Annotated in this window: 21 protein-coding genes; 10 read left to right on the plus strand and 11 right to left on the minus strand. The window is 72.6% G+C overall.

Features of this window, described 5'->3' with window-relative positions; genetic code table 11:
* Positions 1–35: 35 nt before the first annotated feature.
* Positions 36–839 carry a biotin--[acetyl-CoA-carboxylase] ligase gene (locus E9998_RS01395; RefSeq protein ID WP_136528057.1) on the minus strand — a complete coding sequence of 268 codons (804 nt, stop codon included), beginning with the start codon at positions 837–839 and terminating at the stop codon, positions 36–38.
* A 27-nt stretch (positions 840–866) separates the two neighbouring features.
* On the opposite strand from E9998_RS01395, the gene E9998_RS01400 reads away from it, so the two are divergent.
* The 4 genes from E9998_RS01400 to E9998_RS01415 all read left to right on the plus strand — a co-directional run bounded on the left by E9998_RS01400 (position 867) and on the right by E9998_RS01415 (position 4,499).
* A complete protein-coding gene (locus E9998_RS01400; RefSeq protein WP_136528058.1) occupies positions 867–2,450 on the plus strand; it encodes an acyl-CoA carboxylase subunit beta in 1,584 nt (527 codons plus the stop codon).
* A 231-nt stretch (positions 2,451–2,681) separates the two neighbouring features.
* Positions 2,682–3,695: an NYN domain-containing protein gene (locus tag E9998_RS01405; protein ID WP_204745186.1), complete on the plus strand. Its 1,014-nt coding sequence runs from the start codon at positions 2,682–2,684 to the stop codon at positions 3,693–3,695.
* Positions 3,696–3,699: 4 nt separating this feature from the next.
* Positions 3,700–3,909, plus strand: a complete 210-nt coding sequence (locus E9998_RS01410; RefSeq protein ID WP_158299662.1) for an acyl-CoA carboxylase subunit epsilon — start codon at positions 3,700–3,702, stop codon at positions 3,907–3,909.
* Positions 3,906–4,499: a Maf family protein gene (locus E9998_RS01415; protein ID WP_136527911.1), complete on the plus strand. Its 594-nt coding sequence runs from the start codon at positions 3,906–3,908 to the stop codon at positions 4,497–4,499. Before E9998_RS01410 ends, E9998_RS01415 begins: the two co-directional genes overlap by 4 nt.
* Before the next feature lie 90 nt (positions 4,500–4,589).
* Here the strand turns inward: E9998_RS01415 and E9998_RS01420 are convergent, their stop codons facing one another.
* Positions 4,590–5,186: an ankyrin repeat domain-containing protein gene (locus tag E9998_RS01420; RefSeq protein ID WP_420842401.1), complete on the minus strand. Its 597-nt coding sequence runs from the start codon at positions 5,184–5,186 to the stop codon at positions 4,590–4,592.
* 236 nt (positions 5,187–5,422) lie between these two features.
* Positions 5,423–6,007: a GlcG/HbpS family heme-binding protein gene (locus tag E9998_RS01425; protein WP_136527912.1), complete on the minus strand. Its 585-nt coding sequence runs from the start codon at positions 6,005–6,007 to the stop codon at positions 5,423–5,425.
* A gap of 506 nt (positions 6,008–6,513) precedes the next feature.
* On the opposite strand from E9998_RS01425, the gene E9998_RS01435 reads away from it, so the two are divergent.
* Both E9998_RS01435 and E9998_RS01445 read left to right on the plus strand, forming a co-directional pair.
* Entirely contained in the window at positions 6,514–8,034 is a 1,521-nt protein-coding gene (locus E9998_RS01435) for an ATP-binding protein (RefSeq protein WP_240037453.1), read from the plus strand.
* Positions 8,034–8,654 carry a response regulator gene (locus tag E9998_RS01445; protein WP_275669483.1) on the plus strand — a complete coding sequence of 207 codons (621 nt, stop codon included), beginning with the start codon at positions 8,034–8,036 and terminating at the stop codon, positions 8,652–8,654. The genes E9998_RS01435 and E9998_RS01445 overlap by 1 nt, the downstream gene beginning before the upstream one ends.
* Here E9998_RS01445 and E9998_RS01450 read toward each other — a convergent pair.
* Positions 8,644–9,324 (minus strand): GntR family transcriptional regulator, encoded by a 681-nt coding sequence (locus E9998_RS01450; RefSeq protein WP_136527914.1) that lies wholly within the window; start codon positions 9,322–9,324, stop codon positions 8,644–8,646. The genes E9998_RS01445 and E9998_RS01450 overlap by 11 nt on opposite strands.
* A 108-nt stretch (positions 9,325–9,432) precedes the next feature.
* Here E9998_RS01450 and E9998_RS01455 point away from each other — a divergent pair, with 108 nt between their 5' ends.
* Positions 9,433–10,611, plus strand: coding sequence for an amidohydrolase (locus tag E9998_RS01455; RefSeq protein WP_136527915.1), 1,179 nt, complete (start codon positions 9,433–9,435; stop codon positions 10,609–10,611).
* 327 nt (positions 10,612–10,938) lie between these two features.
* On the opposite strand, the gene E9998_RS01460 is transcribed toward E9998_RS01455, so the two are convergent.
* A complete protein-coding gene (locus tag E9998_RS01460) occupies positions 10,939–11,613 on the minus strand; it encodes a MerR family transcriptional regulator (RefSeq protein ID WP_136527916.1) in 675 nt (224 codons plus the stop codon).
* 89 nt (positions 11,614–11,702) lie between these two features.
* Here E9998_RS01460 and E9998_RS01465 point away from each other — a divergent pair, with 89 nt between their 5' ends.
* From E9998_RS01465 to E9998_RS01475, 3 genes are all read left to right on the plus strand, one after another.
* Positions 11,703–12,398 (plus strand): DUF2306 domain-containing protein, encoded by a 696-nt coding sequence (locus tag E9998_RS01465; RefSeq protein WP_136527917.1) that lies wholly within the window; start codon positions 11,703–11,705, stop codon positions 12,396–12,398.
* Between the two features lie 13 nt (positions 12,399–12,411).
* Positions 12,412–12,837, plus strand: a complete 426-nt coding sequence (locus E9998_RS01470) for a GNAT family N-acetyltransferase (protein ID WP_136527918.1) — start codon at positions 12,412–12,414, stop codon at positions 12,835–12,837.
* A 72-nt stretch (positions 12,838–12,909) separates the two neighbouring features.
* On the plus strand, positions 12,910–15,051 hold the full coding sequence (locus tag E9998_RS01475) for a HelD family protein (protein ID WP_204745188.1): 2,142 nt from the start codon (positions 12,910–12,912) through the stop codon (positions 15,049–15,051).
* A gap of 266 nt (positions 15,052–15,317) precedes the next feature.
* Here E9998_RS01475 and E9998_RS26640 read toward each other — a convergent pair whose 3' ends face one another.
* The 6 genes from E9998_RS26640 to E9998_RS01500 form a co-directional block, all read right to left on the minus strand.
* Positions 15,318–15,446, minus strand: coding sequence for a hypothetical protein (locus E9998_RS26640; RefSeq protein WP_275669484.1), 129 nt, complete (start codon positions 15,444–15,446; stop codon positions 15,318–15,320).
* Positions 15,447–15,891: 445 nt separating this feature from the next.
* Positions 15,892–16,485: a hypothetical protein gene (locus E9998_RS01480; protein WP_136527919.1), complete on the minus strand. Its 594-nt coding sequence runs from the start codon at positions 16,483–16,485 to the stop codon at positions 15,892–15,894.
* Between the two features lie 4 nt (positions 16,486–16,489).
* A complete protein-coding gene (locus E9998_RS01485; RefSeq protein ID WP_136527920.1) occupies positions 16,490–16,744 on the minus strand; it encodes a hypothetical protein in 255 nt (84 codons plus the stop codon).
* A gap of 9 nt (positions 16,745–16,753) precedes the next feature.
* On the minus strand, positions 16,754–17,464 hold the full coding sequence (locus E9998_RS01490; RefSeq protein WP_136527921.1) for a lysoplasmalogenase: 711 nt from the start codon (positions 17,462–17,464) through the stop codon (positions 16,754–16,756).
* Between the two features lie 164 nt (positions 17,465–17,628).
* Entirely contained in the window at positions 17,629–17,997 is a 369-nt protein-coding gene (locus tag E9998_RS01495) for a hypothetical protein (protein WP_136527922.1), read from the minus strand.
* Between the two features lie 225 nt (positions 17,998–18,222).
* Entirely contained in the window at positions 18,223–18,888 is a 666-nt protein-coding gene (locus tag E9998_RS01500; protein WP_136527923.1) for a histidine phosphatase family protein, read from the minus strand.
* Between the last annotated feature and the right edge of the window lie 48 nt (positions 18,889–18,936).

The raw sequence follows: 18,936 nt of genomic DNA on the forward strand, positions 1-18,936 counted from the left end.
CTCCTCGGTCGTGCCGGGGCATCGCCTCGCGATGCTCAGTCATGCGGCCTCAGGTGGACGATGTCGCCCGCGGCGATCGTCTCCACCGCGCCGTCTCCGGGGTCGATCTGTAGGCAGCCGTCGGCGTCGATGCCGACCGCTCGCCCGGAAAGCTTGCGGCCGTTCGGGAACGATACCGCGACCTGGCTGCCGAGGGTGGCGGAGTCGCGGCGCCACCGTTCGATCGCCGGCGCGGGGCCCTCCTCGTTCCAGGTGCGGTAGGCCGCGGCGAAGCGGTCGAGGAAGGCCGCGGCGATCGTCGCGCGGTCGAGGACGGCGGCCCCGGCGAGGAGGAGGGAGGTGGCGTGGGGGACCGGCAGCTCCTCCTCGGTGAGGGAGACGTTGAGGCCGACGCCGAGGACGGCCGCGTCGCCCTCGACCTGGGCGAGGATGCCGCAGGCCTTGCGGCCGTCGAGGAGGAGGTCGTTGGGCCACTTCAGCTTCGGGTCGAGGCCGCAGACGTCGCGGAGCGCCTCGGCGAGGGCGACGGCGGCGACGAGGCCGAGGGTGCCCCACAATTCGCGCGGGAGGGTGGGGCGCAGCAGGAGCGACATCGTCAGGCCCGCGCCTTCGGGGCTGGTCCAGGTGCGGTCGAGGCGCCCGCGTCCGCTCGACTGGATCTCGGCGATGAGGACGCGGCCCTCCTCGGCGCCGTCCCTCGCGGCGGCGGCGAGGTCCGCGTTCGTCGAACCTGTGACCGCAACCACATCAACGGCGGTCCAGAAGTCGGACTTCTCCGACAACAGCGACCACAGGGCAACGCGGTCCAGTGGCTTTCTCGTCGGTGTGCTCACGCACATAGCGTAGCCACCGCGCGGGCCGATACGATCCGAAGCGTGACCGACATCGACTTCCACACGACCGCCGGGCGGCTCGCCGACCTGGCCGAGCGCCTCTCCGAATCGGCCACCGGGAACCCCCGGGCGATCGAGAAGCAGCACGAGAAGGGCAAGCGCACCGCACGCGAGCGCCTGGAGCAGCTCCTCGACGAGGGGTCGTTCGTCGAACTCGACAGCCTCCGCAGGCACCACTCCACCAGCTTCGGCATGGAGGCCAACCGGCCCTACGGCGACGGCGTCGTCACCGGCTACGGCACCATCGAGGGCCGCGAGGTCTGCGTGTTCGCCCAGGACTTCACCGTCCTCGGCGGCTCCCTCGGACAGGTCTCGGGCGAGAAGATCACGAAGATCCAGGAGCTGGCGCTGCGCACCGGCCGCCCGATCATCGGCATCTCCGACTCCGGCGGCGCCCGCATCCAGGAGGGCGTCGCCTCCCTCGGCGGCTACGCCGAGATCTTCTTCCGCAACGTGCGCGCCTCCGGCGTCATCCCCCAGATCTCGCTCATCATGGGCCCGTGCGCGGGCGGCGCGGTCTACTCGCCCGCGATCACCGACTTCACCGTCATGGTCGACCAGACCTCCCACATGTTCATCACCGGACCCGACGTCGTGCGCGCCGTGACCGGCGAGGACGTCGGCATGGAGGAGCTCGGCGGCGCCCGCACCCACAACGCCGTCGCCGGCAACGCCCACTACCTCGCCTCCGACGAGGGCGACGCGCTCGAATACGTCAAGCACCTGCTGTCGTACCTGCCCTCGAACAACCTCGACGAGCCCCCCGCCTACGAGTCCAAGGACTTCGAGCTCGACCTCACCGCCGACGACCTCGCGCTGGACACGGTCATCCCCAACTCCGCGAACCAGCCCTACGACATGCACAAGGTCGTCGAGTCCGTCCTCGACGAGGGCGAGTTCCTGGAGACCCAGGCGCTGTTCGCCAAGAACATCCTCACCGGCTTCGGGCGCCTCGACGGCCGCCCCGTCGGCGTCGTCGCCAACCAGCCCATGCACTTCGCCGGCTGCCTCGACATCGACGCCTCCGAGAAGGCCGCCCGGTTCATCCGCTTCTGCGACGCCTTCAACATCCCGATCATCTCCTTCGTGGACGTCCCCGGGTTCCTCCCCGGCACCTCCCAGGAGCACGACGGGATCATCCGCCGCGGCGCCAAGCTCATCTACGCCTACGCCGAGGCCACCGTCCCCAAGCTCACCGTCGTCTGCCGCAAGGACTACGGCGGCGCGTACTGCGTCATGGGCTCCAAGGGCGTCGGCGCCGACCTGTGCCTGGCCTGGCCGACCGCCGAGATCGCCGTCATGGGCTCCCAGGGCGCCGTCAACATTCTCTACCGCCGCGAGCTCGCCAAGGCCGACGACGAGCAGGCCAAGCGCGCCGAACTCATGTCCGAGTACGAGGAGAAGCTGAACAACCCGTACGTCGCGGCCGAACTCGGCCTCATCGACGCGGTCATCCAGCCGCGCGAGACCCGCGCCCAGCTCGTGCGCGGCCTGCGCATGAACGCCTCCAAGCGCGACGAACTGCCCGCCAAGAAGCACGGCAACATCCCGCTGTAAGGACACCGAAGGCGGCGGGGCTCTGCCCCGCCGCCCTCCTCACCGGAACGGGTGAACCCCGCCCGCGGCCCGCGGCCGTGTCCGCTCCGCACACGCGCCACTACCGGGAGAAACCGCTTTGCCACGCGGAGCGGCGTGCACCACTCCCATCCCAAGCGTCCGATCCGGGTACCGTCTTACACAGCTGGGGGAAGCGGGACGAAATGTCCCGCCCGACGTTGGGAGTGGGCCATGACACCAATCGGAGGGATGCTGCCCGGGCTGCCGTCCCGGCGGTACGCCATATTGATCGACGTCGGCTACCTCTACGCGGCCGCCGCGGAACTCCTGCTCGACGCCACCTCGCGCCGCGACTACCGCGTCGACGCCGAGAAGCTCATCAAATCCCTCATCGAACGGGCCGCGCACCGCCTCCCCGACGGCGAGCTCCTGCGCCTGTACTGGTTCGACGCCGCCCGCGACCGCGTGCCCACCGTCGACCAGCGCGTCATCGCCAACATGGAGTTCGTCAAGGTCCGCCTCGGCAACCTCAACTCGCGCGGCCAGCAGAAGGGCGTCGACGCACAGATCCGCTCCGACCTGGAGCTCCTCGCCCGCCACCACGCCGTCCACGAGGCCATCCTCCTCGCCGGCGACGAGGACATGGTCCCCGCCGTCGAGGTCGCCCAGGCCTACGGCGTGCGCGTCCACCTGTGGGGCGTCGAACCGCCCTACGGCACCAACCAGGCCGAGCGCCTCGTGTGGGAGTCCGACACGGTCGCCACCATCGAGGCCGAGGACGTGCGCGCCTACTTCACCAAGAGCGGCACCGCCGCCGCGGCCACCCTGAGCATGGTCGGCGCGCCCATGACGCAGCCCGAACCGCGCGTGCCCAGCCCCGCCGCCGTCTTCGGCCAGCGCCAGTCGGTGGCGGTCACCATGAACGCCGCCGACGCGCTGGCGCAGGCCGAGTCGGCCCGGCCGAAATTCGTGCGGACCACGCAGACCGGCGAGAAGCTCGACCCCGAGACCGTCCGCTCGGTCGGGGAGTACGTGGGCCACAAATGGCTGCTGACCAGGGGCGCCGACAACATAGCGGACCTCCTGCCGGGCCCGCAGCTGCCGACGGTCATCGACAAGGAGCTGCTGGTGGAGGCCGAGAAGGAACTCGGATACTCTCTACGCGACCACCCCGAAGCGCGGATCTGGGTCCGCGACGGCTTCTGGGAGCGGGTGCACCGCGAATTCGACATCGATGAGGAGTAGCGCGATGAGTCTGGAGCTCAAGGTCCTCCGCGGGAACCCTTCCGACGAGGAGCTCGCAGCGCTGGTCGGGCTGATCACGGCCCTGCCGCGCCCCGAGGAGGAGTCGGAGGCGCCCGGGCGCCGGGCGGCCTGGTCGAACCCGGGCCTGAAGCTGCGCGTGCGCCGGTCCTGGCGCGACACCGCCGTCCCGGCGCGCCGGGGGACGGACCGTTGACGCACCCGTTCGTCCTGGCCTCGCAGTCCCCGGCCCGCCGCGAACTGCTGCGCGCGGCCGGGATCGAGCCGCTCGTGATCGTCTCCGGCGTCGACGAGAGCCGCGTCATGGGCGAGGACCCGGCCGAGCTGGCGAGCGCGCTCGCCGAACTCAAGGCCGAGGCGGTCCTCGACCAGGTGAGCGCGGGTTCGCTCGTGCTCGGCTGCGACTCGGTGCTGCACTTCGGGCACGAGATCCTCGGCAAGCCCGAGGGCCCGGAGGAGGCGACGTCGCGCTGGAAGCGGATGCGCGGGAACTCGGGGACGCTGTACACCGGGCACTGCCTCATCGACACCGCCGCCGACCGGAAGGTCGTGCGGGCCTCGGGGACCGTCGTCCACTTCGCCGAGGTCGCCGACGAGGAGATCGCCGCCTACGTGGCGACCGGCGAGCCGCTGCACGTGGCGGGCTCCTTCACCCTCGACGGCTACGGCTCGGCCTTCATCGACCGCATCGAGGGCGACCCGGGCACCGTGATCGGCCTGTCGATGCCGCTGCTGCGCAACATGCTGGGCGAACTGGAGATCGCCCTCCACCAACTCTGGACCTGACCGGCGGGCTGTGCCCCCGGGGTCGGGTGTGTCGGTGCGGAAGGCCCCCCGGGTCAAGGGTGGCTCGGGGGTGCGACATGTGGTCGGTCCTTATGCGAGCAGGTCTTCGATAACGCCGTAGCCGCGTGCTCTCGCGTGGTCGAGGGCGGTGCGGCCGTTGCGGTCGCGGAGGCTAGCGTCGGCGCCCACGTCGAGGAGCATCGCGGTGATCTCCTGGTGAGGTTCGCCGCCGTCGCCGAGTGCGACCGCTTCGAGGAGGGCGGTCCAGCCGTTGTAGTTGACGCGGTCGATCACGGACTCGATGCCGGTGGTCGCCAGCACCTCCCGCACGTAGTCGGCGTGCCCGCGCTCCGAAGCCGGATGGAGTGGGCTGCCGCCGCGCCGGTTCGGGACTGTCAGGTCGGGGCCGGCCTCCCAGATGACCCGCATCATCGCGACCGAGCCGGTCACGCCGCAGGTCACCCACGGGGTGTCGCCGAGGTCGTCGGTCGCGTCGGGGTCGGCGCCGCGTTCGACGAGGACCGTCGCGGCCTCCACCCGGTCGGCGAGCGCCGCGAGCATGAGCGGCCCTCGCCCGTCTTCGTTCCGCGCCTCGATCCGCGCGCCGCGGTCCAGGAGCGCGGTGACCGAGGCGGCGTCGCCCGCGCCCGCCGCCTCCAGCAGGTCGGCGTCCCACTGCGCGAGCAGTCCTTCGCCCGGCCGCGCCGTCCGCCCGGAGGCGGACGGCGAACGCGAACCCCGTTCGCGCGGTTCGGGGTCCGGCGCGCAGGCCGCCAGCGGCCCGGCCGCGAGGCCGAGCCCCGCGGCCAGGACCACCCGGCGCTTGAAGCCCCTGGTTCCGGACCCGGTGCGCCCGAAACCTCCGCGCTCAAAGCCCGTGCGTCCGAAGCCTCCGCGCCCGGACCCCGTGCGGGCCGCCACGACTACCCTTCGAGGTCTTCGAGCGCGGCGAGACCTGCCAGGGCGATCTCCTCGTCGATGTCGCCCGAAGGGGCGCCGCCGACGCCGATGCCCGCGATCGGGGCGCCGTCGAACACGACCGGGACGCCGCCCGCGAGGAACAGCGTGCCGGGGATGTCGGCGATGCTCGGGCCGTTGCCCTTCGCCGCGTTCGTAAGGTCGCTCGTCGCCTGGCCCCACGACACCGCCGTGTAAGCCTTCGCCTCGGCCGAGTCCGGGCTCTGCGGGCCCGCGCCGTCGCCCTTGACCATCGCGACCGTGTTCCCGTCGCGGTCCACGATCGTCACCGTGACGCGCTGGTCGAGCTCGGCCGCCTTCTCCTGGGCCGCGTCGAGCACCGCCATCGCCGCCTCGTGGGTGAGCGAGTTCGAGGCCCGCACGCCGTCCTCCTGGACCTCGGCGACCGCGATCGCGTCCACCGGTTCGGCCTCGGCCACGGCGGTCGGCGCCGCGTACGCGCTGACGCCGACGATCCCCCCGACGACGGCGAGACCGGTGACCGCGCCGACGGCGAGGCGCTTGCGGAAAGTGGTGGGCGTGGCGTTCATGTTCGGCTCCTTCGAGTTCGGTCCGGTGCTCTCACCGGCACGAGGACAAGTCTTCGGCGCGCCGCGCCCCGGCGCATCGAGCCGACGACGGGTCTTCCCGCGCCGCCCGGACGAGGTCCGGCGTCAACCGTTCGATTGATGCGACCAGGCCCTGCCGCCGGGCAACCTCGTGAGCAGGCCCGGCAACGGGCCTACCGGCGGCATGCGGGACGGGATTCGGCTCGGGTCGCGGCCCGCGTCGTGGGCGGCGCACCGGCGGCTGCCGGTCGGCGGTACGGGCGAACGGGCCCTCCGGTCCGGAACGGTCGTTTCGAGTCGTAATACGGACCCGTCAAGTCCGGGTTCGGGCTCGGGCGATGATCATCGGTCGCGGGGTCGCGGGGTCGCGGGGTCGCGGGGTCGCGGGGTCGCGGGGTCGCGGGGTCGCGGGGTCGCGGGGTCGCGGGGGCGCGGGCGCGCTGAGGCGCCGCCGCCATCGACTCGGGCCCGGCCGGTCCGGCGCCCGGGTGAGAAACGGCGAAGCCGCCACCGGCACCGCCTACGATTCGGCAGAGGAGGCCACGATGGGGGAGCGGTCCTGGCTCAACGGGGCGATGCACGCGGGCTTCTTCCTGCTGCTCGCCGCCTCCGCCGCGCGCGTCGTCGCCCGGCACGAGCTCACCGACCGCCACACCGTCGCCGCCCTCACCGTGGCCGCGATCCTCGCGGCCCTCTACGGCGCAGGCGTGGCCCTGTGGCACCGGCTCGGCGGCGCCCGGCCCGTCTGGCTCGGACTCGTGCTCGGCGTCTACGTCGCACTCGTCCTCCTCGCGCCCTCCTTCGCGTGGTGCGCGATCCCCCTGTACTTCCTGTGCCTGCGCCTCCTCCCCGCTGCCGCCACTGTTGCCGCCGCCGCGCTGCTCACCGCCGCCGTCATCGCCGGGCAGTTGCGCATCGCGAAGGTCGTCGAACCGAGCCTCGTCCTCGCCCCGATCGGCATCGCCGCGATGATCACCGCCGTCTTCTGGGTCCTCCAGCACGAGATCGGCCAGCGCCAGCGCCTCATCGACGACCTCGTCGCCGCCCGCGACTCCCTCGCCGACTCCCAGCAGCGCGCCGGAGCCCTCGAAGAGCGCGAACGCCTCGCCCGCGAAATCCACGACACCCTCGCGCAGGGCCTCTCCAGCATCGCCATGCTCCTCCAGGCCGCCGACCGATCCTGGGGCACCGACCGGTCACGCGCGCTCGCCGCCCAGGCCGCCGCCGTCGCAGACGAGAACCTCGCCGAGGCCCGCCGGTTCGTGCGCGACCTCAGCCCGGCCCGACTCGACGGCCGCACCCTCGCCGAGGCCCTGCGGCTCCTGTGCGCCGACACCGAGCGCCGCACCGGCCTGCGCACCGCCTTCCGCTCCGTCGGCGAACCGGGCCCCACCGGCGACCGCGCCGACGCCGCCCTCCTGCGCGTCGCCCAAGGCGCGCTCGCCAATGCCGCCGAGCACGCCGACGCGACCGAAGCGGTCGTCACCCTCTCCCACCTCGGCGACGCGGTCGCCCTCGACGTCCACGACGACGGCCGCGGCTTCGACCCCGGGACGCCGGAAGCGGCCGGCCCACGGCGTGGCCCGGTGCCCGAGTCGACCGCCCCCGGCCCGGTACCCGACACCGCTGGAAGCCCCGCCGACGACGCCGTTCCCGCCGACCGCGGCTTCGACCGTCGGACGCCGGAACCGGTCGGCCCCCGGCGCGGCCCGGCGCCCAAACCGGCCGCTCTCGACTCGGACGGACCCGACACCGCTGGAAGCCCCGCCGACCACGGCTTCGACCCCCAGACACCGGAAGCGGCCCGCCTCCGGCGTGGCCCGGCATCCGAACCGGCCGCTCTCGGCCCGGTACCCGACGACGCCCCTCCCGCCGACCGCGGCTTCGGCCTTGCCGGGATGCGGGCCCGGCTCGCGGCAGTAGGCGGCACCCTCACCGTCGAAAGCCACCCCGGCGAAGGCACCACGGTCGCCGCCGCCGTACCGATCCACGCACCCGAGGAGGACTGATGCGGCTCTACCTGGTGGACGACCACCCCGTAGTCAGAGCGGGCCTCGCCGCCCTCATCGACGGCGAACCCGACATGGAACTCGTGGGCGAGGCCGACAACGCCGCCGCCGCACTCCAAGGCGCCCGCGCCGCCCGACCCGAGGTCGTCCTCATGGACCTCCAGCTCGGCGACGGCCCCGACGGCGTCGCCGCCACCGAAGCCCTCCTCGCCCTGCCCGACCCGCCGCGCGTCCTCGTCCTCACCACCTACGAGACCGACGCCGACATCCACCGCGCCGTCGCGGCCGGCGCCACCGGCTACCTGCTCAAAGCCTGCCCGCCCGAGGAGCTGTTCGCCGCCGTCCGCGCCGCCGCGCGCGGCGAGAGCGCCCTCTCCCCGAAGGTCGCCGCCCGCGTCATGAACCAGGTTCGCACCGGGCGCCCCGCACTCACCGCACGCGAGTCCGAGATCGTCGGCCTGCTCGCCGAAGGCCTGGGCAACAAGCAGATCGCCCAGCGCCTCTACGTCACCGAAGCCACCGTGAAGACCCACTTGGTGCACATCTTCGCGAAACTCGGCGTCGACAACCGCACCGCCGCGGTCGCCGCCGCCGTCCGCCAGGGCGTCTTCAGGCGCTGACGCGCCGCCGCCGCGTCCGCGTCGCCTCCTCCGCGTCCACCGCCGCCACCTGCCAGCGCCGCGCCGCCTCCAAGGTCGGGGCGCGCCCGTCCTCCAAGTGCGCGAGGGAGATCGCCGCCGCCCGGTCCGCGTCGGCCGCCTCGATCGCCTCCAGGAGCGCTTCGTGCTCGCGGCGCTGGCGGGCCGGGTCGCGCTCCACCGGGTCGGCGCCGGAGGTGAGGTGGAAGAGCCAGCGCATCCGGGCTTCGAGGGGCTCCATGATCTGGGTGAGGAGCGGATTGCCGGCGGCGGCGACGAGTTCGCGGTGGAAGTCGGCGTTCGCGTCCACGGGCGCCGCGGTGTCGGAGTCGACGCAGGCGCGCAGGCGCCGCAGCGTCTCGGGCCCGGCGCCGGCGGCGGCGAGGCGGGCGGCCAGCGGTTCGAGGCCGGCGCGCACGTCGAAGAGGTCGGCGATGTCCTTGGGGGTGGGCACGGTGACGATGCTGCCCTGGCCGGGGACGGTCGTGACGAGGCCGTCGCCCGCCAAGCGCTGCAAGGCCTCTCGCAGGGGTATGCGGGAGACCTCGAACTCGGCTGCGAGGTCGCGTTCGATGAGCCGCTGCCCGGGGCGCAGATCGGCGGTGACGATCCGCTCGCGCAGCTCCCGGTAGACCCGTTCGCCTCTGGTCATGATCTGTCTCTCTCCTGGGCCCGGCGGTGGCCGGGCCCGCGTCAACGGTATACCGTCGTGAATAGTGGTATACCGCTATGAGCGGGACCTGAGGCGAAAGGATCGAACATGACCGACCTGCTGCTGCGCGACGCCCGGCTCTGGGGCAGCGAAGGGCGCACCGACCTCCTCGTGCGCGACGGACGGATCGCCGAAGTCGCGGACGCGCTCGACGCGGAGGGCGCCGCGGTCGAGGACCTCGCCGGCGCCGTCCTCATCCCCGGCCTGGTGGACGCCCACGCCCACGTCGACAAGACCCTCTGGGGCGGCCCCTGGGTCCCGCGCACCGCCGGGCCCGGCCTCGCCGCCGCCATCGCCTACGGGGCCGAGCGCCGCGCCGAGTTCGGCGTCCCGAACCCCGACTTCATCACCGCGCTGCTCACCAACATGGTCGTCTCCGGCACCACCCACGCGCGCTCGCACGTCGACGTCGACCCGGGCATCGGCATCGGCGCGGTGCACGCCGTTCGGGAGGCCGTCGAGCGCCTCGCCGGGCGCATCGACGTCGAGCTGGTCGCCTTCCCGCAGACCGGCATCCTCACCAGCCCCGGCACCGCCGAGCTCATGGACGCCGCGCTCGCCGCGGGCGTGAAGTCCGTCGGCGGCATCGACCCGGCCGGCTTCGACGGCGACGCCGAGGCCCACCTCGACCTCGTCTTCGCCCTCGCCGAGAAGCACGGCGCGGAGATCGACATCCACCTCCACGACGGCGGCGACCTCGGCGTGCGCGAGTTCGACCTCATCATCGAGCGCACCCGCGCGCTCGGCTACACCGGCAAGGTCGTCATCAGCCACGCCTTCGCGCTCTGCGACGCCGACGAGGCGACCCGCGCCCGCCTCATCGCCGACCTCGCCGAACTGCGGATCGGCCTGACCTCCGTGGCGCCCAGGCAGATCCTGCCGCTGCGCGAGCTCGACGCCGCCGGGGTCGTCATGGGGATCGGCAACGACGGCGTGCGCGACCTGTGGAGCCCGTACGGGACCGGCGACCTGCTCCAGCGCACCCAGTGGTTCGCGCGCAACGCCGGCTTCAGCAAGGACGCGGACATCGAACTGGCCCTGGAGGCCGCCACGTACGGCGGCGCGAAGCTCCTCGGCCTCGACGGATACGGCCTTGCCGTCGGCGACCGGGCCGACCTCGTCGCCGTCGCCGGCCGCAACCCCTCCGAGGCGGTCCTGGAGCACCACGAGCGGTCCCTCGTGGTCAAGGACGGCCGCATCGTCGCCCGCGACGGGGCGCTGGTCTAGGACGGGCATCAAGCGCGATCGAGGGCCGCGGCGGTCGCCGCGGCCCTCGAACCGTGAGGACCCTCGTCGAGGGCGGCGGGGCTCCGGGCCAGGTTGTCGGAGCCCCGCCGCGGGCCGTCCGCCTACCCCACTTCGGCGGACGACCTCCTGGTGATGGCGGCAAAGTCTCTTGTCGAGCAGGCTTGCCCTCTGCCACCGCGCCACCGGGGGTGCGTTGCGATAAGCGTAGAAGCGCCCAATCGGCTTGCGCAGTCCAAAACCCGACAATTGCAGACATTGTCATTCGTGCATGAGACGAGGCGGGAGCGCTCGGTCACGGGCCCGCGATCACTCCCCAGTGGATGAGTGACTTTCGGGTTCTTCCGTGTTCCGTTGTCCTCGTTGGAATACCCGCGCCGAAACCTCGACCTGGGCGATGCGGCGCAGCGCCTCGAAGATCGCATCGCCCAGGACCGTGCCCACGACCATCGCCTCCAGGATCTCGTCGGGCTCGCGCCGGGTCGCGAGGAGCGCGAGGTCGAACTCCGCCACGATCTCGGCCGCCCGCGCGTACTCCCCGGTCATGTCGACCATGTCGGCCAGCCCGAGCTCGCGCAGGCGCCCGATCGCGTCGGCGAGCGTCCACAGGTAGGGGTGGCCCGGCTCGATCGCGTCCCAGCCCCGGCGCCGCACGATCGCGCGCGCGGTCTCGAGGTCCTCCTCCGCGGGCGGCTCGACCGGCACCCGGTGCTGCGACAGCGCCCGGCTGGCGACCCCCAGCGTGCTGTCGAGGTCGCGGTCGGGCTCCTCGATCTCGGCGAGCACCTCGCGGACCTTCGCGATCGGCACCGACCCGACCTCCACCATCGCCCGCACCAGCCGCAGGCGCCTGACGTGCTCCTCGCCGTACTCCACCTGGTTGTGGCCCCGGCGCTCGCCGCCGGCGAGCAGTCCCTCGCGCACGTAGTACTTGATGGTGGCCGCGGGGACCCCGGTCCTCGCGCTGAGCTCGCCGATTCGCATGGGTCCTTCTTACCCGAAGCGCGGTTGACCGCCCTCCGAAACAAGTGATAGTTTTGCTATCGATAGTGTCACTCACACTTGGAGCACCCATGACCGCCACCCTCGACACCCGCAGGCGCGACCGCCGGCGAGGGCGCACCGCCGTCGTCACCGTCGCCGTCCTCAGCGTCGCGATCGTCCTCTACGCCGTGCCCGCCTACCTCGTCCCCGACGTCGACTCCCGCGTCGGCATCCGCGAAGACGTGCCCTTCCACCTGCCGTTCCTCGTCGTCCACGCCGCCACCGCCGGGATCGCGCTCCTCGTCGGGCCCTTCCAGTTCTTCGGCTCGATCCGCGCCCGCCACCCCAAGGTCCACCGCACCCTCGGCCGGATCTACCTCCTCGCCGGGGTCCTCCCCGGCAGCCTCTCGGGCATCGTCGTCGCCTTCCTCACCACCGCCGGGCCGATCCCCATGACCACCTTCGTGGTCCTCGACGTCTTCTGGTTCTGGTCGGCGCTCCTCGCCTACCGGGCGGTGCGCGCCGGCGACTACGCGCGCCACCGCGAATGGATGCTGCGCAACTTCGCCGCGACCTTCGCGGCCGTCAACCTGCGCGTCTACCTCGGACTGTTCATCGCCGCGCAGCTGCCGCTCCTCGACGGCCACTACGGCGGCGACTTCGAAGCCCTCTTCGACGTCGCCTACACCGCGGCCGTCGTCTCCTCGATCGTCCTCAACGTCGCCTTCATGGAAATCTACTTGCGGCGCAAGCGCACCAGGGGCACCCTCGAAGCCACCGGCTGAACGAGGGAACCGCATGGACACCGACGCGTACGAGATCTCCTCCGACCCCGACCGCCTCGACCGCGACTGGATCCACCGGGTCATCTCCACCGACACCTACTGGGCGACCGGGCGCACCCGCGAGGACATGGACCGGGCGATCGACCACTCGCTCCCGTACGGCGTCTACGAAGGCGACCGCCAGGTCGCCTTCGCGCGCCTGGTCACCGACCGGACCTACTTCGCGTGGCTCAGCGACGTGATCGTCGACCGGTCGGTGCGCGGCGGCGGGATCGGCAAGCGCCTCATGGCCCACCTCGTCGCCGAGGCCGAGCGGATGCGCCTCAAGCGCATCGTCCTCGCCACCGGCGACGCCCAGGGACTCTACGAGCGGTTCGGCTTCACCGAGATCGACGACGACTACTCCTGGATGTACCGGGTGTGGCCCGATCGCGTGTAGCCCTCGATCGGCGGACGGGCGTCGCCGCGGCGCGCTAGGCTGGTGCGTTCCCGAATTCGAGCGAGGAGCGCAGTGTCCCAGGAACCAGGCCCCGCCGACGACCGCCACCCGCAGGACGTCGACACGACGCACGCCGTGCCCGACCCCGATCCCGCCAACACCCCCGAGCAGGAGATCGCGATCGAGCAGCGCTTCGTCGACCGCGTCTACGACCGCGTCGACGTGCTCCGCGGCGAAGCCGAGGGCAACCGCGACTCCGGCTACGCCCACCTCGCCGCGACCGTCCCCGGCGCCCAGTTCGAACGCGACGTCTTCGTCTACCGCGCCGCCCGCCGCATCGCCGACCTCGACTCCCAGCACGAGGGCATGGTCTTCGGCCGGCTCGACTTCGACGACGGCAAGGTCCGCCACATCGGACGCCTCGGCGTCCGCGACGAGGAGTACCGCACCCTCCTCATCGACTGGCGCGCCCCCGCCGCCGCGCCCTTCTACCGCGCCACCGCCGTCGACCGCCAGGACGTCGCCCGCCGCCGCGTCATCCGCTCCTTCGGCCGCACCGTCGAGGAGATCAGCGACGACCTGCTCAACGACGACGCCGCCGAACGCCTCCCCGTCGTCGGCGACGGCGCCCTCATGGCCGCCTTGGGCCGCAAGCGCACCGGCCGGATGCGCGACATCGTCGCCACCATCCAGGCCGAGCAGGACGCCGCCATCCGCGCCCCCGGGCGCGGCGCCACCATCATCACCGGCGGCCCCGGCACCGGCAAGACCGTCGTGGCCCTCCACCGCGCCGCCTACCTCCTCTACCAGGACCGCAGCCGCTACGAGGCCGCCGGCATCCTCGTCGTCGGCCCCTCCGCGGTGTTCATGAAGTACATCGGGCGGGTCCTGCCGAGCCTCGGCGAGGAGACCGCCGCCCTCTACTCCATGGGCGAGCTGTACGCCGGGGTCGAGGCCACCCGCCAGGACCGGCCCGAGGTCGCCGCCGTCAAGGGCGGCACCGTCATGCTCCCGATCCTGCGGCGCCTGGTCCGCCAGACCCCGCCCGGCGCGCCCGGCGAACTGCGCATCGTCTACCGCGGCGACGTGTTCCGCCTCGACGCCCCCGAACTCGCGGCCGTGCGCGCCCGCGTCTTCGAGAAGGAGACGCGCCCCAACCTCGCCAAGACCGAGGCCGGACGCGCCCTCCTCATCGCCCTGTGGCGCAAGATCAAACCCGTCATCCCCGACGCCGAGCCCGCCAAGTTCTCCCGCGACGTCGGCTCCCGCGGCGAGTTCCTCACCTTCCTCGACCACTGGTGGCCCGACCTCGACCCCGCCGACGTCCTCGGCTGGGCCGGCGACGCCCGCCGCCTCGCCTCCGCCGCCGAAGGCCACCTCAAGCACGACGCCGTCCAGGCCGTCGCCGCCTCCCTGCGCGAGGCCGACTTCTCCATCCCCGACGTCGCGCTCCTCGACGAACTGCGCCTCCTCCTCGGCGTCAAACCGCAGCCGCGCGGAAGGGACCGCATCCGGTCCTGGGACGGCATCCAAGAGGTCTCGACCACCCAGGACCGCTACTACGACCGGCCCGAACGCCAGGCCCGCGACGCGTTCTACGAGGACTACGCCCACGTCATCGTCGACGAGGCCCAGGACCTCTCGCCCATGCAGTGGCGCGTCCTCGGCCGCCGCGGCCGCGCCGCCGGCTGGACCGTCGTCGGCGACGAGGCCCAGTCGAGCTGGCCCCGCCCCCGCGAGAGCGCCGACGCCCGCCGCCGCGCCGTCCCCCGCGGCCGCGTCCACGAATTCCACCTCACCAAGAACTACCGCAACTCCAAAGAGGTCTTCGAGTACGCCGCCGCCTGGGCCCGCCCCCGCCTCCGCGAGATCGACCTCCCCGAAGCCGTGCGCGAGACCGGCGTCCCAGTCGAGGAGAAGAAGGTCGCCGCCGACGCCCTGCTGCCCGAACTCGCCGGCGCGGTCGCCGAAGCGCTCGACGCCGTCGAGGGCACCGTAGGCATCATCGCGCCGTACGCCAGGCACGCCGAACTCGCCGCGCTGGTGCACGACGACCGCGTGACCCTGGTGGGCCCCTTGGAGTCCAAGGGCCTCGAATGGGACGCCGTCATAGCCGTCGACCTCAAAGCCGTCGCCGCCTCCCACGGCCCCGGCGTCGCCTACGTCGTCCTCACCCGAGCCACCCAACGCCTCACCCGCATCGACCTCACCTGACCGACGACAAAGGCCCCGGCACCAGCCGGGGCCTTTCGGCTGTGCGGCAGCCTCGCCGGAGAAGCGATGTGGCCCGGTCCAGTGGAGGAGTCGCTACACTTTGGATCAGACTCGGCCGCCCCCGCCGTCACAAGTGAATCGGACCCCGCCGATGTACCGCGCACCCTCCGGCGTTCTCCCCGAGCCAGGCCTCGACGTACGCCCTCGCCCGGATTTCTCCGCATGACCGGTGTCGGCAGGCGGTTCACGCCCTTGCTCGGCGCCGTCTACATCGTGATGGCGGTGGGGACGATCGTCCCCTCGTTCTTGTTGCAGGCCTGGGCGGTCGAGGCCGACAGTGGCCTGTTGTCGAGGATCTCGCTGAGCATGCAGATGGTCGGCTTCGCCTCGGCCATCGCGGCGATGATACGGCCCGCGCCGCCGGGCGTCGACCCGGCGGAGTGGCGCAACCGACCCGTCCGACACCACCTGCGAGCCGCCGACTGGGGATGCTGGGCAATGTCGCTCGGCGTCGGATCGGCGTGCGCGGCGACGGTACTCGTCGCCGACGTCCACGGCCATCAGTTCGCATTTCAGGCGTTGACCGCCGTCCTGGCCGTGGTCAACGTCTTCGCATTGATTCCGGGGATGCGCAGGCCGTTCTTCGAGCTGCCCAGATGGCTCGGGTTCGGTGTGGTCGCCGTCGCGGCCGGGCTGGCCGCAGGCGGGTTGCAGTACCCGGAACCGTCGATCGACCTCGTCTGGATGCTCGTAGGCTTCGGATCGGTGCCGCTGACCCTGGCGCACCTGCATCTGCCGGAGATCCGTGCCCACCTCCGTGATCGCGGTACCGGCGTGGAGTTACACCGGGAGGCTGCGGCGCTTCGCGAACCGGGCGATCGTTCCGGCGAGGAGGGTGGCGGCCGCCATCGTCGCCGCGGGGAGCCAGGTCAGGTCCGGGCGGGCCTCTTCGGCTACGGGGCGCCATGTGCGGTCCCGGGGGAGCACCTGGACGTACGCGCGCCAGCCCGAGACCTCGTACTGGGCCACTTCGTCGCCCGGTTCGGGCACGGTGCGCGAGACGACGACCGGGGCGCCGGACCAGTCCGTGCTCGGGCTTGTGGACGAGTACGCGGCGAGGTCGCAGCGCTTGACGAGTCCGAAGGCGAGCACGGGCTGGTCGCATTCGCCGACCTCGGCGACCCTGACGGGGACGCCGACGCGGTCGCCGAGCGGCGCGCCGAAGGCCGTCTGCGCGGCGGTCGCGAGCGTTAGCACGGTGAAGGCGCCGATCGCGGCCGCGGCGCCGATCAGGCGTCTGCGCAGGCGGGGCCGGGGCCGGTCGGGGGTCGCGTGCGGTTCGTCCGGGACGGCCAGGCGAAGGCCGACGAGCACGAAGGCGGCCACCGCGGCGAGGCACGCGAGGACGGAGAGGAGATCGAGGAGGAGCGGCAAGGAGTCAGTCGTCGAGGGCGCCGTCGACGGTCTCCTGGACGGAGCGGTTGCCGGTCTTGCGGACCATGAGGACCAGCAGGACCGCCGCGAGGATGCCGGGACCCATGTGGACGAAGAGGACGCCGAAGAGGCTGGGCCCGCCCCAGTCGGCGGCGTAGCTGGAAGGGTCCGAGTAGTCGATGATGAACGGCTCCACCAAGGCTCGGATGATGAAGTAGCCGCCGACGATGAAGGCGAGGACCCACAAGACGCGTTTCATACCCCGACCCTACTGCTCGGCGGCGGCCGTCGAGGGCGAGCCTGAGGCGTTCACCGCACGGACGCAACCGATCACGAGCAGCAACTGCGCCGCCGCGTACGTCGCCATGACCGCCTGGCCCTCCAGCGGCAGGTCGAATCCGGCGACGCCCATGCCCAGTATCAGGTCCGAGACCACGAACAGCAGGCCGCCGAGGCCGGAGATGCGCCCGAGGCCGCTCGACACCGCGCCCATCGACACCAGCAGCAGGCTGTAGACCGCGATCGGCACCGCCAGCGCTTCGAGCCGAGGCCACAGCACCACGTTCGCGCCCAACCAGAACGCGAGGTACGCCCCCGGCACCAACCAGCGCCGCCGCAGCGGCGCCAGCGCGCCCAGTCGCACGAACACGCCTATGTAGACGATCTGCATCGCCCCGAACAGGCCCATGCCCGTCAGGAACGCGGGTTCGCCCTCGACCAGCAGCGCGATGTCCGCCGCGCACGCGAGCAGCAGGCCCAGACCCATCCAGCGCGCGGGGCGCCGCCCCGGCGAGACCGAGACGATGAGGTAGCCGAGCAGCAGGATCGTCAAGGCGGGCTTGGAGACCCAGCGCAGCGCGTCGAAACCGGCCGAGATCGCGGTCAGTTCGGTGAGGATCGCGACCAGGAACGCCCACAGCCATGCGCGCGGCGGGACGCGGACCAGCAGCGACCGGATGAGGAGGAGGGGAGGGCTCATGGTCGAGGGAGCCTACCAGAGCCGCCCGCCGCGGGGGCCGAACCGGGCCGTGGCGCGCCGCAAATCGGAAGAATCGGCGCAGGTCAGGGCTACGGAACGCGGTCCGCGGCGCGGGCCGGCGCGTCGGCGAGTCGCCGGTGGGCCGCGGCCCACCGGCACGGCCGTCAGTCGAGGCGGAGGTTCTCGATCCGGTCGGCCTGCACGACGTTCTTCGGCGCGCCGTCGTGGAAGTTGTTCTGGAACATGACCTGCTGGCCGGACTGGTCGACCTGCGAGATCCGGATCGGGCGGCCGACGAGCTCGCTCAGCGCGCGCCCGAACTCGGGGTCGTCGGCGCAGTCCTGCTCGATCGCCGCGGCGAGCCCTTCGGGCGGGATCTTGCCGGCCTCGGCGCGGAGCAGGACCAGCTCGCGACCCTCGTCGCCGCCGAAGCGCTCGCGGACGAACTTGCCGGCGGCGACGATGCCCTTGGCGGCCTCACCGGCGAGCGAACCGGCGGCGGCGGTGGCGATCGAAAGCAGAATGGGGTCCATCGGGCCTCCTTCGGGGGTGTTCACATCAGGGTAAACCGCCCGCGCCGCAACGGGAACCCACACGAGCGCCCGAGTCGGGACGAACATGGAGCGGCAGCGCCCGAACTCGCGGCCCGCGCCGGGCGGGACACGATCGGGTGACATGCCGCCTCGGTGGGCCGGTTCTTGTCGGACCCGCGCGGAACGATGGGGCTACCTTCTTCTCCCCATTCGGGAGGGTGGGGCTTAGGGACGGCCGAGGGGTCCGGCGCCGTTCGCGGCGTCCGTGCCGTCGGCGCCGTTGATGCGGGCCCGCTCGTCCTTCGGGCTCGCGGCGGCGGCCGTGAGGTTCCACAAGGTGATCGCGTGGCCGCCGTGCTCGTAGCCGAGGGCGCCGATCGAGGCGGTGTCGATGGTCAGTTCGCGCCCGTCCCGCGCCGGTCGGCCCAGCCACCGCGCCGCCGCCACCCGCAGGCTGTGCCCGTGCGCCACGAAGGCCACGTCGCCGCGCTCCAGCAGCGGCTCGGCCTCCGCGAGCGCCCGGTCCAACCGGGCCGCGACCTCCTCGGGCGACTCGCCGCCCGGACCCTTGCCGCCGTCGGTCCACAGCGTCCAGTCCGGGTCGGCCGCAACGATCTCCTCCGAAGTGCGGCCCTCGTACTCGCCGTACGCCCACTCCGCGAGGTCCGGGATCACCGCCGTGACGTCGAGCCCGGCCAGGCCCGCCGTCGTCAGCGCGCGCTTGCGCGGACTCGACCACACCGCCGCGAACTCGCGGCCCGCCAGCAGCGGCCCGAGCGCCTTCGCCTGCGCCACACCGTGCTCGGTGAGGTCGAGGTCGGTGACCGAGGTGTGCCGGCCGGTCGCCGACCAGGTCGTCGCTCCGTGGCGGACGAGCACGATCTCTCCCATGCCGACCACCCTAGTTCCCGATCGCCCCGGACGCGCCCGATCGGCCCG

The organism is Glycomyces paridis (assembly GCF_004912155.1).
Taxonomy (GTDB): domain Bacteria; phylum Actinomycetota; class Actinomycetes; order Mycobacteriales; family Micromonosporaceae; genus Glycomyces; species Glycomyces paridis.